The 14,370-nt window shown below is 59.9% G+C and carries 15 protein-coding genes; 8 read left to right on the forward strand and 7 right to left on the reverse strand.

The genetic code is table 11. The annotated features are described in order from the left end of the window. Positions 1-1,097, forward strand: a 1,097-nt coding sequence (locus AC13RE_RS27470) for a metallopeptidase TldD-related protein (protein WP_488565264.1), incomplete at its 5' end; no start/stop codon positions are given. Between the two features lie 18 nt (positions 1,098-1,115). Here the strand turns inward: AC13RE_RS27470 and AC13RE_RS27475 are convergent. Both AC13RE_RS27475 and AC13RE_RS27480 read right to left on the reverse strand, forming a co-directional pair. Next, positions 1,116-1,421, reverse strand: a complete 306-nt coding sequence (locus AC13RE_RS27475; protein ID WP_488565265.1) for a pyrophosphatase — start codon at positions 1,419-1,421, stop codon at positions 1,116-1,118. Positions 1,422-1,529: 108 nt separating this feature from the next. Next, positions 1,530-2,837, reverse strand: a complete 1,308-nt coding sequence (locus AC13RE_RS27480; RefSeq protein WP_488565266.1) for a serine hydrolase — start codon at positions 2,835-2,837, stop codon at positions 1,530-1,532. 227 nt (positions 2,838-3,064) lie between these two features. Here AC13RE_RS27480 and AC13RE_RS27485 point away from each other — a divergent pair, with 227 nt between their 5' ends. Continuing rightward, on the forward strand, positions 3,065-4,123 hold the full coding sequence (locus AC13RE_RS27485; protein ID WP_488565267.1) for a polysaccharide deacetylase family protein: 1,059 nt from the start codon (positions 3,065-3,067) through the stop codon (positions 4,121-4,123). 3 nt (positions 4,124-4,126) lie between these two features. On the opposite strand, the gene pdxH is transcribed toward AC13RE_RS27485, so the two are convergent. Then, on the reverse strand, positions 4,127-4,747 hold the full coding sequence (gene pdxH, locus AC13RE_RS27490; RefSeq protein ID WP_015339042.1) for a pyridoxamine 5'-phosphate oxidase: 621 nt from the start codon (positions 4,745-4,747) through the stop codon (positions 4,127-4,129). 64 nt (positions 4,748-4,811) lie between these two features. On the opposite strand from pdxH, the gene AC13RE_RS27495 reads away from it, so the two are divergent. The 4 genes from AC13RE_RS27495 to AC13RE_RS27510 all read left to right on the forward strand — a co-directional run bounded on the left by AC13RE_RS27495 (position 4,812) and on the right by AC13RE_RS27510 (position 8,302). Next, a complete protein-coding gene (locus AC13RE_RS27495; protein ID WP_015339041.1) occupies positions 4,812-5,270 on the forward strand; it encodes an RT0821/Lpp0805 family surface protein in 459 nt (152 codons plus the stop codon). Positions 5,271-5,584: 314 nt separating this feature from the next. Then, entirely contained in the window at positions 5,585-6,748 is a 1,164-nt protein-coding gene (locus tag AC13RE_RS27500; RefSeq protein WP_132716003.1) for a DnaJ domain-containing protein, read from the forward strand. Positions 6,749-6,869: 121 nt separating this feature from the next. Beyond that, on the forward strand, positions 6,870-7,688 hold the full coding sequence (fabI, locus tag AC13RE_RS27505; protein WP_015339039.1) for an enoyl-ACP reductase FabI: 819 nt from the start codon (positions 6,870-6,872) through the stop codon (positions 7,686-7,688). Positions 7,689-7,705: 17 nt separating this feature from the next. Then, positions 7,706-8,302 carry a histidine phosphatase family protein gene (locus AC13RE_RS27510; RefSeq protein WP_488565268.1) on the forward strand — a complete coding sequence of 199 codons (597 nt, stop codon included), beginning with the start codon at positions 7,706-7,708 and terminating at the stop codon, positions 8,300-8,302. 110 nt (positions 8,303-8,412) lie between these two features. Here AC13RE_RS27510 and AC13RE_RS27515 read toward each other — a convergent pair whose 3' ends face one another. Continuing rightward, a complete protein-coding gene (locus AC13RE_RS27515) occupies positions 8,413-8,673 on the reverse strand; it encodes a DUF1344 domain-containing protein (RefSeq protein WP_015339036.1) in 261 nt (86 codons plus the stop codon). A gap of 307 nt (positions 8,674-8,980) precedes the next feature. On the opposite strand from AC13RE_RS27515, the gene aroC reads away from it, so the two are divergent. Further along, positions 8,981-10,078, forward strand: coding sequence for a chorismate synthase (gene aroC, locus AC13RE_RS27520; protein WP_488565269.1), 1,098 nt, complete (start codon positions 8,981-8,983; stop codon positions 10,076-10,078). A gap of 10 nt (positions 10,079-10,088) precedes the next feature. Then, complete coding sequence (gene ribB, locus AC13RE_RS27525; RefSeq protein WP_112605961.1) at positions 10,089-11,192, forward strand: 3,4-dihydroxy-2-butanone-4-phosphate synthase; 1,104 nt, start codon at positions 10,089-10,091, stop codon at positions 11,190-11,192. Between the two features lie 116 nt (positions 11,193-11,308). On the opposite strand, the gene AC13RE_RS27530 is transcribed toward ribB, so the two are convergent. The 3 genes from AC13RE_RS27530 to AC13RE_RS27540 all read right to left on the reverse strand — a co-directional run bounded on the left by AC13RE_RS27530 (position 11,309) and on the right by AC13RE_RS27540 (position 14,254). Then, a complete protein-coding gene (locus AC13RE_RS27530) occupies positions 11,309-11,854 on the reverse strand; it encodes a GNAT family N-acetyltransferase (RefSeq protein WP_488565270.1) in 546 nt (181 codons plus the stop codon). A 77-nt stretch (positions 11,855-11,931) separates the two neighbouring features. Next, the gene (locus tag AC13RE_RS27535) at positions 11,932-12,990 is read right to left on the reverse strand and encodes a dipeptidase (protein WP_132716000.1); all 1,059 of its coding nucleotides are present in this window, start codon (positions 12,988-12,990) and stop codon (positions 11,932-11,934) included. A 73-nt stretch (positions 12,991-13,063) separates the two neighbouring features. Next, positions 13,064-14,254 carry a winged helix-turn-helix domain-containing protein gene (locus AC13RE_RS27540; protein WP_488565271.1) on the reverse strand — a complete coding sequence of 397 codons (1,191 nt, stop codon included), beginning with the start codon at positions 14,252-14,254 and terminating at the stop codon, positions 13,064-13,066. Between the last annotated feature and the right edge of the window lie 116 nt (positions 14,255-14,370).

Here is a 14,370-nt window from a genome sequence, read left to right on the forward strand (position 1 = left end):
GCACCAACAAGGTGCTCTATGGCGACGAGAACCCGATCGGTACGCCGAGCTTCGAGGAGAAGGCAAAGCTCCTGCAGCGGATCGACAGCTATCTGCGCGACAAGGACGACAAGGTCCGGCAGGTGACGGCATCCATCGCCGCCAGCTGGCAGGTGGTCGACATTCTGCGCGCTGACGGTCATCGCGTTCGCGATGTGAGGCCGATGACGCGTGTCAATATCTCCGTGATCGTGGGTGACGGCGACCGGCAGGAATCCGGCTCCTTCGGCACCGGCGGGCGGATCGGCTTCGGAGATTTCGTCACAGAAGACAATTGGCACCACGGCGCCGACGAGGCCCTGCGTCAGGCGCTTGTCAATCTGGAGGCGATCGAGGCGCCTGCCGGTACGATGGATGTCGTGCTCGGCTCCGGCTGGCCGGGTGTCATGCTGCACGAAGCCGTCGGGCATGGGCTCGAAGGCGACTTCAACCGCAAGAAGACATCGGCCTTCGCCGGCCTGCTAGGCCAGATGGTGGCCGCTCCCGGCGTCACGGTCGTCGATGACGGCACGATCGAGAACCGCCGCGGCTCGATTACGGTCGACGACGAAGGCACGCCCTCGGCCTATAACGTGCTGATCGAAAACGGCAAACTGGTCGGCTACATGCAGGACCGGCAGAATGCCCGGCTGATGGGTATGAAGGCGACCGGCAACGGCCGCCGCCAGGGCTATGCCCATACCCCGATGCCGCGCATGACCAACACCTATATGCTCGGGGGCGACAAGACGCCGGAAGAAATCATCGCCTCGGTGAAGAAGGGCATCTATGCCGTTTCCTTCGGCGGCGGTCAGGTGGATATTACTTCAGGCAAGTTCGTCTTCGGCTGCACCGAAGCCTATCTCATCGAGGACGGCAAGGTCGGCGCGCCGATCAAGGGCGCGATGCTGATCGGTAACGGCCCGGATGCGATGAAACGCGTCTCGATGATCGGCAACGACATGAAGCTCGATACCGGCATCGGCAATTGCGGCAAGGCAGGGCAATGGGTTCCTGTCGGCGTCGGTCAGCCGCATCTCAGGATGGACCAGATCACGGTGGGCGGCACCAAGACCTAATCGTTCTTGAGGCGCTTATCACGCTTCGGGACGAAAACGCCATTTGCGCTCCACCGCAGCGGTCAAATCCAGGCCGTTGCGATGCGCGAATAAAAGAATGTGGCCGAGCACATCGGCCGTTTCGTCGGAAAGTGCGGTTGCCAGTTCCGCATCGCTCATGCCCTTGCGCCGTCCACGGCCGGTGACCTTGTTCCAGATCTGGATCAGCTCGCCCATCTCCTCCTGGAGTTTCAGCACGAACCAATCGTCGTCACGCTCCATGCCGTTATCGGCGGCGTAGCGTGCCGAAGCCGTTTCGAATTGCTCCATCAGATCTTTCAGCATCGAAATCGTTCCCTTTATGTTCTAGACATCAATGAACGATTCCCGCCAAAAAGTCGAGCCGGCGGAGATCGCTCCGCCGGCTCGCGTTTATCCAATTCAAGATTATGCTCAGCCCTTGCTTGGCAGCAGCATGCAATCGAAGTCCTTACGCTTCAAAGCAGAGCAGGCGGAATTCGCATCGTCGCGGCTTGCAAAGCCGGTGAAGCGGGCGCGATAGACCGTGCTGGCACCCTTGCCGACGGCCTCGGTATAGGGCGAGGCATTAGCGAGCGCATTGCCGGCCTTGGACTTCGCTTCCGAGAGAATATCCTTGGCAGCCTGGGCGGTCGGCGTCGCCGCGATCTGCACCTGCCAGCTTCCGGATACGACCGGCTTGCTGGCGGTTGCCGTCTGTTTGTTGTCGACCAGGATCTCGTCCATCGCAGCCGGGCGATCCATCGGCACGGTAACGTTCGAGGCGGCAGCGAATGCCATCGGAACGACCTCCGCGCGTTTGCGTGGGGTGGCTGCGGTGGTCTGCGTATCGACATCCACGGCAACATCGTCCGATGCAGACGCCACTTCGACCTGCTTGGCCATCTTGCCGCCGCCGACGCTCGCCATCAGGCGCGATGTCGCGGCGGGGGCTGCCTTGGGCACATAGCGGTCCAGCAGCGACGCCATCATCGCATCGCGGCCACGCGCGGTGGCGCCGCCCATGACGACGCCGATCACGCGGCGATTGCCCTGGCGCACGGCGCTGACGAGGTTGAAGCCGGAGGCATTGGTATAGCCGGTCTTAATACCGTCCATGCCTTCATAGCGATACATCAGATTGTTATGGCCGCGCACGTAATGGCCGCGGTAGTTGAAGCTCGTCTGCGAGAAGAGCCGGTACTCCTGGGGATAGTTGTTGATGAGCGCGACGGCGAGCGTCGACATATCTCGCGCCGTCGTCCACTGCTGCATGTTCGGAAGGCCCGAGGCATTCAGGAAGGTGGTGCGGCGCATGCCGAGTTCGCGCGCCTTCTGCGTCATCATCCGTGCAAAGCCGCTTTCGCTGCCGCCAAGCGCTTCCGCCATGGCGGTGGCGGCGTCGTTGGCGGACTTGATGATCATGCCATCGACGGCTTCACGGACGGTCACCGTGCCGCCGGGCTTGAGGCCCAGCTTGGTGGGCGGCTTGGCAGAGGCGAAGCGCGAAACCGGGATCCGGGTATTCCAGCTCAGCTTGCCGCGGTGGATCGCCTCGAAGGTCATGTACAGCGTCATCATCTTGGTCAGCGATGCCGGATGGTTGAGGTCATCCGCATTGCTGGACGCCAGCACGTTGCCGGTCTTTGCATCCATGATGAAATAGGCGCTGCCAGCGAAGCTCGCCACGGGAGCGCTCAACAGCAAGACGGCCGCAGACAAAGCCATCAGAAGTCGTTTCATAATTGTCCCCAACCGAAAGAATGCCAACACACCGCATCAATCCCTGTATGATTTTGCGACAAAAAGCCTGATACCGGTGCGATATTGAGGCAACAGCCTCGATAGTTCTTCAATTTTGCCTTTCCTGGTAAAATAAGCATTAACGCATTGGAAATTATGACAAAGATTCAGTAAGGTTTAACGGGGATGCGCTACAGCGTTGACATTGGTCAACCGGGTCGAGCCGCATGGAACAGGGCATCAAGGTCCGCCTCAAGCGCACGATGATCTCAAGCGGACTGGAAGCCGCCGCAATCTTGAAGGGTGCGGGGCTGATGCGCGACGTTGCCGGCCTCGGCACTATCTTCACCCTTCATCACGTCCGCCCTGCCCTCCCCCGCCGTTTTGCGCCCAATGCGCATCTGGAGGTCTCGCCCGACTTTCTCGATCAGGCGATCGTCCGGCTGAAACAGGACGGTTACGAGTTCATTGCACTCGACGCTCTTCCGTCACGGGCAAACGAGGCTGCCGGCAGACTACCCTTCGTCGCCTTAACGCTCGACGACGGCAACCGGGACAATCTCGATTATGCCCTGCCGATCTTTGCGCGCCACAATGTGCCTTTCACCGTCTTCGTCGCCCAGGGGCTTTCGGAGCGGACCCATAGCATATGGTGGGAGACGCTGGCTGAACTGCTTGGCCGGCTGGATCGGGTGACATTCGATTTCGGATCAGGAGACGAGTTTCTGCCACTCGGCAAAGACAGCCAGAAGCATGCCGCATTCGCCCGCTTCGCCGCTTTCGTCCACAGCGACGAAGAAAGCGAAGCCGTCGGCCGGATCGATGAGCTTGCCCGGCGTCATGGCCTGGAACCACTCGACATCGTCCGCGCATCGATCATGGATCGGAACGAATTGCGGCAGCTCGCACGCCATCCCCTTGCCTCGCTCGGCGCTCATACGGTGAGCCATCGGGCGTTGGCAAGGCTCCCCGAGGCGGAGGCGGCCGCGGAAATAGCACTCTCGGCCGATTATGTCGCCGACATCACCGGAAAGCGGCCCACCACAATCGCCTACCCCTATGGCACGAACGAAGCCGCCGCGCCGCGCGAAGGTCGGCTTGCGGCAGAGCTCGGCTTTTCCGTCGGCGTCACCACGCGCCCCGGCACGATCACAACGACAAACGGCAATGCACCGCTGCTGCTGCCGCGGCTATCGCTGAACGGCCATTACCAGAAGCCCCGCTATGCGTCGGCACTTGCATCCGGCATCCCCATGCGGCTGATGGGGCGCCGGGAGCCTGCATAAGGTTTACGGATACATCCGCACCTTTTGCCAGGCGCCTTCAGGCATATCGCGACGAAATTCGATACGATCATGCAGGCGGAACTGGCGGTCGTGCCAAAATTCGATCGACAGCGGCCGGATGCGGAATCCGGACCAGTAAGGCGGGCGCGGAATATCGCCGATCGCGTAACGGGCGGTATATTCGGCGACGGCCTTTTCCAGCGCGAAGCGGCCCTCCAGCGGTCGCGACTGCTTTGAGGCCCATGCCCCGATACGGCTGCCGCGAGGCCTTGTCTTATAGTATTCGTCGGCTTCCTTATCGCTCACCACTTCAACCAGGCCACGCAAACGCACCTGGCGGCGCAGCGACTTCCAGTGGAAACACATGGCGGCTTTCTTCTGGGAAAGAATTTCTTGGCCTTTCTGGCTCTCGAAATTTGTATAGAATACGAATCCGTCGCTATCGAAACCTTTCAGAAGAACCATGCGGACATTTGGCAAACCATCCTTATCCACCGTTGCCAGCGCTACCGCATTCGGATCGTTCGGTTCGGTGGTCTCCGCCTCACGCAACCAGGACGCAAAGAGACTGAAAGGTTCATTCTGCTCGGTGAAGTCACCGCTTGTTAACTCGTTTTCCGACATATTAATTCAAAAGCTCCGCAATTCCTAATAACCGCCGGCCTCTCTGGCTGGCCAAGAAGTTCGGGTGGAAGTCATAGCAAAGTCGATCGTTCATACAAAGCGCAAGCTTGCAAAAGGCGTGACGATGGCTGTCGCCCTCATCTCCCTTTTCACCCTTGGCGGCTGCGTCGGCGGCGGCATGGACTACCTGAGCTCGGCCAAAGTGGATCGCAGCGTATCGACGGGCACCGTGCCGACGGCACCGGTGACAGCGGACAGCATCTCCGACGAGACCACAGTGCGCAATGCCGTCACCTCGGCGGATCTCAATAAGCTCAACGGACAGCCCATACCCTGGGCAAACACCTCGACCGGCAGCGCCGGTGTCATCGATACGATTGTCGAAAGCAATGCATCCGGCGTGGTCTGCCGCCAATTCCGCACGAGCCGGCACTCCTATCAGGGCGTTGCCAACTTCTCTGGCAGGACGTGCCTTGTCGGCCTCGGCGAATGGCAGTTGCTGAGCTTCCAGCAGGCGGGCTGATCGCCTTTCTCCTGTTTCCGTCGCCTCCAAAACATCTTTGGTTTCGTACGCGTGATGTTGACATCCGCGCTCTCCGTCCGACTGCGATTTTTGGCACCGCTTGTTAGCGATTGGCTAACCATGCCCCGAAATGGGGATCTGCTGCCCCTCTCCGCCGTAACGCCTGATTAGCAACTCTTCCCGCAGGATCGGCTCATTGGCGCATCACCCTTGCCTCCCATGACAGGAAGCAGGACGGCGAAGCGCTATCAATTGGTTCTTTGCTTGGGGTGCTGCGATGGGGCTGGGCACACCCACGAATGATGGCGGGAAAGATGCGGGATCCGTATAAGGTGCTGGGCGTTAGGAAGGATGCGGGGGCGGACGAAATCAAATCCGCCTGGCGCAATCTGGCAAAGACTGCTCATCCCGATCACAATCCTGGCGATCCGACGGCGTCGGAGCGATTTGCCGAAATCGGCCGTGCTTACGAGACGTTGAAGGATCCCCAGAAGCGCAGCCGCTACGATCAGATCGCGCGCATGGCCGAGGCGAAGGGCCAGAGCCAGGAACAGACGATCATACAGCAGCGGCAGGCGGCACGGGAGGCCGCCGAACGAGCCAAGGCCGCGCGTGCCAATGCCGACAAGATCATGGAAGAGCTCGCCCGGGCCAATGCCCGCAAGGCAGCAGCCTCGGCGGCATCGGGCCAACATAGTAATGCCGCCGAATCGCCGGAAGATATGGTCGAGCGTATTTTCGGAGTGAAGACCGGCCAGGCGCAGCAGGCACAAGCCACGGCCGATGTCGGCGCACAGCAGGCGGAAAAGCCGCGGGAACAGCCCACTACCGCAGCATCGGAAGAGCTGCAGATGGAAGAAGAACAGTTCGCAGCGGTCTCCGCGTCGGCCGGCTCACGCTCGGCCTTCGGCATCCTCGGCTCTCTGGTGCGGCGCATCACGGGCGGCACTGTGCCCGAAAAGCCACCGGAAAAAACCCCGGAGGTCGCTGCCGAAGCGACGGTGACGCTCGACGACATGCTGAAGAGCCGTTGGATCACCGTGCCGCTGCCGGATGGCCGCGAGGCGCGCTTTCAGGCAACGACGGATATCTCCAACGGTCAGGTGCTGCACCTCAAGGGCCAGGGGCTGAAACTGCAGGGCATGCTGCGCGGCGATGTCGCCGTCACTGTGCATCTGTCGACCGACGGGCGCTTCATGCTCGAAGGCAGCGATGTGCGCACCATATTGCCTGTCAGCATCGAAAATGCGGTCCTTGGCTGCGAGACAACCGTCGAGGGATTGAACGGGCCGGTCCAGATCACGGTGCCGGCATGGTCCGGTTCGGATCAGATCATTCGCATTTCCGGTGAGGGATTGCCCGACGGCAATGGCGCAAAAGGCGATCTCATTGTCGAATTGCGGCTGATGCTCTGGGAAAAACCCGACGACAAGGTCACGGATCTCATGCGTAGTATGCGCGAAGGGCTTTTCCTGTGAAATTTTGGTGACAACAGCACCCTTTGTTACGATCCCTAACAGTTGATGATCTTTACGATGCTTGAACCGGGGGTCGGCCTATGCCATAGGCAGGTTCATCTAAAGTTCAAGGGAGCATAATATGGCTCAAGCCACTGGCCTCATGGCAGGCAAACGCGGCGTCATCCTCGGCGTAGCAAACAACCGTTCGATAGCGTGGGGTATTGCCAAGGCCTGTTCGGATGCCGGAGCCGAAATCGCATTGACGTGGCAGGGCGATGCCCTGAAGAAGCGCGTCGAGCCGCTCGCTCAGGAACTCGGCGCCTTCATGGCCGGCCATTGCGACGTGACCGAGCCGGCAACGATCGATGCCGTCATGGACACGCTTGAGGCGAAATGGGGCAAGATCGATTTCGTCGTGCACGCCATTGCGTTTTCCGACAAGGACGAGCTGACCGGCCGTTATCTCGATACCAGCCGTGACAACTTCACGAAGACGATGGACATCTCCGTCTATTCCTTCACCGCGGTTGCACAGCGCGCCGAGCGAATCATGAATGACGGCGGCTCCATGATCACCCTCACCTATTACGGTGCGGAGAAGGTCATGCCGCATTACAACGTCATGGGCGTCGCCAAGGCCGCTCTCGAAGCAAGCGTGCGCTACCTCGCAGTCGATCTCGGCAGCCGCGGCATCCGCGTCAACGCGATCTCGGCAGGCCCGATCAAGACGCTCGCAGCGTCCGGCATCGGCGACTTCCGCTACATCCTGAAGTGGAACGAGTACAACGCGCCGCTGAAGCGGACCGTCACGATCGACGAAGTCGGCAATTCCGCCCTCTACCTGTTGTCGGATCTGTCGACGGCCGTGACCGGCGAAATCCACCACGTCGATTCCGGCTATCACACGGTCGGCATGAAGGCCGTGGACGCGCCCGACATTTCCGTCGCGAAGGACTGACCAACAGGAATCTGACCGTGTCGCCCATCCTCTATGTGATACGCCACGGTCAGACCGACTGGAATGCCGAGCGCCGGCTGCAAGGGCAGAAGGATATCGATCTGAATGCCATCGGCCGCGAACAGGCGCGGCAGAACGGCGTCGATCTTGCGGAAATCCTTGCCTTCGAAAACATCCCCTTCGATTTCGTCGCAAGCCCGTTGCGGCGTACCCGCGAAACCATGGAAATCGTTCGGCAGGCCATGGGGCTGCCGCCCAAGGATTACAGCACCGACGACCGATTGGTCGAAGTGTCCTTCGGGGCCTGGGAAGGCTTTACTCTCAAGGAGTTGAAGGCGACCGAGCCCGACCGTCTTGCCGAGCGCAAGGCCAACAAATGGGATTTCATCCCGCCCGGCGATGATGCCGAAAGCTACGAAATCCTCTCCTGGCGCGTTGGCTCCTGGCTGACGTCCATCGACCGGCCGACGGTCTGCGTTACGCATGGCGGCGTTATACGCACGTTGTTTCGCCTGATCGGAGATGTCGAAAAGGAAGAGGCGGCCGAAATCCCCATCCATCAGGACCAGATCCTGAAAGTCGATCCGGAAATGAAGATTATCGGCTGGATGTAACGCGGTTTGGGATTAGGCCGGGGACCGTTATTTCGGAGAACGCTTAAAATCGATCAATCGAAAGCTCTGGATTTCACCCGCGCCGGGTGAGCGCCTGGCGAAGCTGGGATTTATTGGACGATATCAAGATCATTGACGACGCGCTTGCCGTCGACTTCCGTATAGAAGACCACGACCTTCACACCGGCCTGCAGGCCGCTGAAATCGAAATCCTCCGGCACCTGATAGCTCTTGCCATCATCCAGGGTGATATTGAAGTTCTTCGCATCGACCTTCTTGATGACGGCCTCGACATCTGCGCTCTCAGCAAAACCAGCGACAGGAGCAAGCAGGCTTGCCGTGGCCAAAAGCGTCGCTACAAAGAAGCGCATCGTCGTCACCCTTCAGGTAAATTGATTATGATTTCTTATGATGCCTAGAAAACACGTCGAATATGGCGGAAGTTGCCCCCAATAATGTCTTCGCCCGCCCAATTGGTGAATGCATCGTCACAATCCACAATTCGGATTAATCTTTGTTTACCATGCCGATGCTTGAGGAAGAAAATGGCCGGGCGCCGTTTCCGAGGCAACTGAAAGAAAGATTTTGTCTTGTCGGCATTTTGGCCTATGAGTGGGCCGCAATTGCAAGTGACAAGACGCGGCCTGCCGTCAGGCTGCGCTAATCCGGTCGTTTTACATGTCGCATAATACATTCGGTCACCTCTTCCGCGTCACCACCTGGGGCGAAAGCCACGGCCCGGCGCTCGGCTGCGTCGTCGATGGCTGCCCTCCGGGCCTCCGTTTCAAACTGCAGGACATTCAGATCTGGCTCGACAAGCGCAAGCCGGGGCAATCGCGCTTTGTGACGCAGCGGCGCGAGGACGATCTCGTGAAGGTTCTGTCGGGCGTCATGCTCGATGAGGACGGCGAGACGATGATCTCGACCGGAACGCCGATCTCGATGCTGATTGAGAATACTGACCAGCGCTCGAAGGATTATGGCGAAATCGCCCGACGCTATCGTCCCGGCCATGCCGACTATACCTATGACGTCAAATACGGCATTCGCGACTATCGTGGCGGCGGGCGCTCCTCGGCCCGCGAGACCGCAGCGCGTGTTGCCGCCGGCGGCATCGCCCGTCTCGTCGTGCCCGGCGTGACCATCCGCGGCGCGCTGGTGCAGATCGGCAAGCATAAGATCAACCGTGCCAATTGGGACTGGGCTCAGGTCGACCAAAATCCTTTCTTTGCGCCTGATCCGGACATCGTGCCGGTGTGGGAAGAGTATCTCGACGGCATCCGCAAGGCTGGCTCCTCGATCGGCGCAGTTGTCGAAGTCGTGGCTGAAGGCGTGCCGGCTGGGCTTGGCGCTCCGATCTACGGCAAGCTCGATCAGGATATCGCCTCGCTGCTGATGTCGATCAACGCCGTCAAGGGCGTCGAAATCGGCGAAGGCTTCGCCTCCGCCGAACTCACAGGCGAGGAAAATGCCGACGCGATGCGCATGGGCAATGACGGCAAGCGCATCTTCCTGTCCAATCATGCCGGCGGCATCCTGGGCGGCATTTCCACAGGCGAGCCCATCGTCGCGCGCTTTGCCATCAAGCCGACTTCGTCGATCCTGACGGAACGCCAATCGATCGATGCCGATGGCAACAATGTCGATGTCCGCACCAAGGGCCGCCACGATCCATGCGTCGGCATTCGTGCGGTGCCGATCGGCGAAGCCATGGTTGCCTGCGCGGTTGCCGACCATTATCTGAGAGATCGCGGCCAGACGGGCCAGCAGAGATAGGAATTTCGAGATGCCGTATGACCAGAAGCGCGTTGTCGATGCCATCCGGGCTTTTGAAGCCGGCGAGATCGTCGTCGTCATGGACGATAACGACCGCGAAAACGAAGGCGACCTGATCGTCGCCGCCGTACACTGCACGCCCGACAAGATGGCTTTCATCGTTCGCCATACCTCCGGTATCGTCTGCACGCCGATGCCGCGCGAAGAAGCCAAGCGGCTCAACCTCAATGCCATGGTCGCAGAAAACGACTCAGCACATACGACGGCCTTCACCGTTTCCGTCGACTTCAAGCATGGGACCACGACCGGTATTTCCGCCGACGACCGTACGCTAACCGTGCGCAACCTCGCCAACCCGAATGTCGGTCCCACAGATTTCGTCCGCCCCGGCCATATTTTCCCGCTCGTTGCCCGCGAAGGCGGCGTGCTGATGCGTTCGGGCCATACCGAAGCTGCGGTCGACCTCTGCAAGCTTGCCGGCCTGCCGCCGATCGGCGTCATCTGCGAACTCGTCAATGACGATGGCACCGTCACCCGCGGTCAGCAGGTGGTGAGCTTCGCCGAGCAGCACGGGCTGAAGCTTGTTTCGGTCGCCGACCTCATCGCCTATCGCCAGCGCAAGGAAACGCTGATCGAACTCGGCGCCAGCTTTGACGTCGAGACTCCGTTCGGCAAGGCGCGCGCCCATACCTATTCGCTGCCCTGGGATCCAATGCAGCACCTTGCCGTTGTCTTCGGCGACATCCGCGACGGTATCGACATTCCGGTCCGCCTGCATCCGGAGAACGTTGCCGAGGATATTTTCGGCAAGAACAGCCCGGTCGATTTCTACATGAAAAAGATCGCCGAAGAGGGCCGCGGCATCATCGTCTATCTGCGAGAGGGCTCTGTCGGCGTCGGCCATTTCGACAACGGCCGCAAATCGCGCCAGGCGGGCCGCGAAGCCCATGCCGAAGCACAGACGCGCGACAGCGAGTGGCTGGAAATCGGCCTCGGTGCGCAGATCCTGAAGGATCTCGGCGTCAGCTCGATCAAGCTGCTCACCAGCCGCGAGCGGCATTATGTCGGCCTGGAAGGTTTCGGGATCAAGATCGCCAAGACGGAAATCTGCTGATCTTTCACCCTCCCCTTGATGGGGAGGGTCGGAGCAACGCTCCGGGGTGGGGTGATCGCGTCGATGTCTGTAGCGAAACAATTGTCATCCCACCCGCCGCTTTGCGGCACCTCCCTTCACGGAGAAGGTGCCGAAAACTCGCGATCGAGCAGCCCCATCATGATGTCATCGTGCCAGCTGCCGTTGACATAGGCCGTCTCCCGCTCCCTTCCCTCGACAACGAAGCCGCATTTCTCATAGGCGCGGATGGCACGCTGGTTGTAGGCGAGCACGCGTATTCCGATGCGGTGCAGCCCCATATCACTGAAGGCATGGCGTAACAGGAGAGTGATCGCTTCCGTGCCAAACCCTTTGCCGAGTAACGCCGGGTTATAGATCCCGATCGCCATCGTCGCGCGCTTGTCCTGAAGATTGACGTTGTCCAATCTGATCACGCCGGCAAAGGCGCCCTTGATCTCGATGACCCATGCGTGAGGGTGATCGGCAATACCCTGAACCCATCTGACCGCAGTCTCCCGAGTGATGGGCTTGATGTCCTCTTTGTTGACGCCATACATCTCCGCGATCTCGGCATTGGTGCCCAAGAGGAGGCGCTCATCGGCGTCGTCAGCACATGGCGGGCGGAGTCTGACATTATGGCCTTTTAGAATCAGCGACGACAACGAACTCTCCTCCTCGGGTGCCCTTCTGCCTATTGGACTTAGTTAGCTATGTCCTCTCAAGGAGGAGGTGACAAAGTTCATGATCGATCCGGCCATGTGAGGCTGAACACGCGAAGCCAATTGTCATACGCGAATTTTCGCAAGGTCAGCTCGTCGAAACCACTTTCGCGCATGGCGTCGAGGAGACGCGGCAAGCCGCTTGCGTCCCCGATCTCGCGAGGCATTACGGCACCATCGAAATCCGATCCCAGAGCGACCCCCTCAGGCCCAACGCGAGCGATGAGGTAATCGATCTGACGAATGACGGCGTCGAGCGGCGTGTCCTCGTCAAGATTGGCATCCGCGCGGATATCGTTGACGGCAAGATTCAACCCGATGACGCCACCTGTATCGCGGATGGCGTCCAATTGCCGATCGGTGAGATTTCGCGTCGACGGACATATAGTATGGGCGCAGGCGTGGGTGGCGACGAGCGGAGCGGTACTCAATGCGGCCACGTCCCAAAATCCGCGCTCGTTCAGATGGGAAACATCGATCATGATCCCCAATTCATTGCATCTTCTGACCAGATTCTTTCCCAAATCCGTGAGGCCGGGTCCCGTGTCGGGCGATCTCGGATAGGCAAACGGAACGCCGTAACCAAAGATATTCGGGCGACTCCAGACGATGCCCAGGGATCGAAGGCCGGCATTGTGCAGGCTATCCAGATAGCCGAGATCGGGGCCGATGGCGTCGGCGCCCTCCATATGGAGCACGATGGCAAAGGCGCCGTCATAGCGTGCCGTCTCGATCTCGCCGACGCTCGTTGCAAGGCGTATTTTATCGCCCGAGCGCCCGATCAGCTTCCTTATGGCCGAGAGCTGCCCGTCGATTTGCCGGCGGGCATGGTCCGGATGCACCGCGTCGGCATAGTGAACTTCGTAGCCATTGTGAGTGATCGTCAGATCATCCACCGGCTCTTGGTCCGGCGCGGCGTACATCGCAAACAACCCACCAGCCAAGCCTCCTTCGAGCGCCCGCGGAAGATCGAGATGCCCTGTCTCGGACCGAGCCAGAAAATCACGGCCGTCGGATCTATAATCCAGCATGAACTGGACCGCATCATTGTGCCCGTCGAAGATCGGAACATTATCCATGCGATCGCTGTCCCCAAAAATCAGCGGCCGTTCCCCGGATGCCGCTCATCACTGATCTCTCGAAAAGCAAGGATCATCCCCGCCAGCCTTCGAGAAACACGACCTTCTCGACGCCGGTGAAACGGGCGATACGCTCCAGCTCCGCTTCCAGCTTCTCCAGCCGGCCGGCCGATGCCTTGACGCCCGGTTCGAGCCAAAGGCGCTTGACGTCAAGCGTTCCCGCCTTGCGATCAGCCTTCATATCGATCCGTCCGATCAGACGGTCTCCTTCGAGGAGCGGAAAAACGTAATAGCCATATTCGCGTTTCGGTTCAGGCACGAAGATCTCGATGCGGTAGAAGAAACCGAACAGGCGTTCGGTGCGGTTGCGATCGCGCAGCGTGGGATCGAAGGGGCTAAGCACACGGATACGCGCCGGCGCTTCGGCGTGACTATCGAGCGTGTCATGAAAGTCGAGGAAAGCAAGCGAAGGTCGAGGCTTGCCGCCACCGGCAGGCTCGATCAGCACTTCGGTCAGTTCGTCGCGATGCGTTTCGACCCAGCTTTTGGCCTCCTGCGGCGTCACCAGATCCCAGAAGGCGGCGATTTCGCCTGAGGTCGCAAAGCCGAGACGCTGCAGCGCGCTGCGGCAGGCCCAGTCGACAAATTCGTCATGCTCCACTTCCGGCTCATGGAAATGGGCCGGCAGCACACGTTCGACGAGGTCATAGACCTTCTGGAAATTGGTGCGGCCGGCGATCGCGAACTTGCCGGTGCGCCAGAAATATTCGAGCGCTGTCTTGTTGGGATGCCAGTTCCACCAGCCGCCTGAGACATGATCCTCCGCCTTGACCTCGCGGGCGGTGATCGCGCCGTTCTTCAGCACGCGCTCGTAGGTTTCCTCGAAAGCCGCCTCGAACCCCTCGCCGCGCCATTTTCGCCAGCGTTCGATGATCGCCACTTCCTCGCGGCGAAAACGGTGCTTCCAGTAGACGAAGAATGCGCTCGGCAGGATGGAGGCGTCGTGCGTCCAGTTCTCGAAGAGCGCGCCGTCCTTTTCCAGAAGTTCCGTCAGGTGCTCGCGCCGATAGGTCTGGTTGCGCGAAAACAGGATCTGGTGATGGGCACGCTCGACGGTGCCTATGCTATCGACCTGCACGAAGCCGATGTCATGGATGAGCTGCAACAGCCCCGCCTTGGTCAAGGCGCGGTTCGGCGGATTGGCAAGCCCCTGCTTGGCAAGGAACACGCGGCGGGCGTCACGATTCGAAAGCAGATTCGTCATGGCGGGATCATAGGCATAAATTCCCATGCTTTCAAAGAGGCCCTGATTTGATAAATAGGCGCGATACGCTATAGCTCCGCGATAGAGCAATTCCAGGAAAAGTGCGTAGCGGTTTT

Source organism: Martinezella sp. CNPSo 3959 (assembly GCF_057784355.1).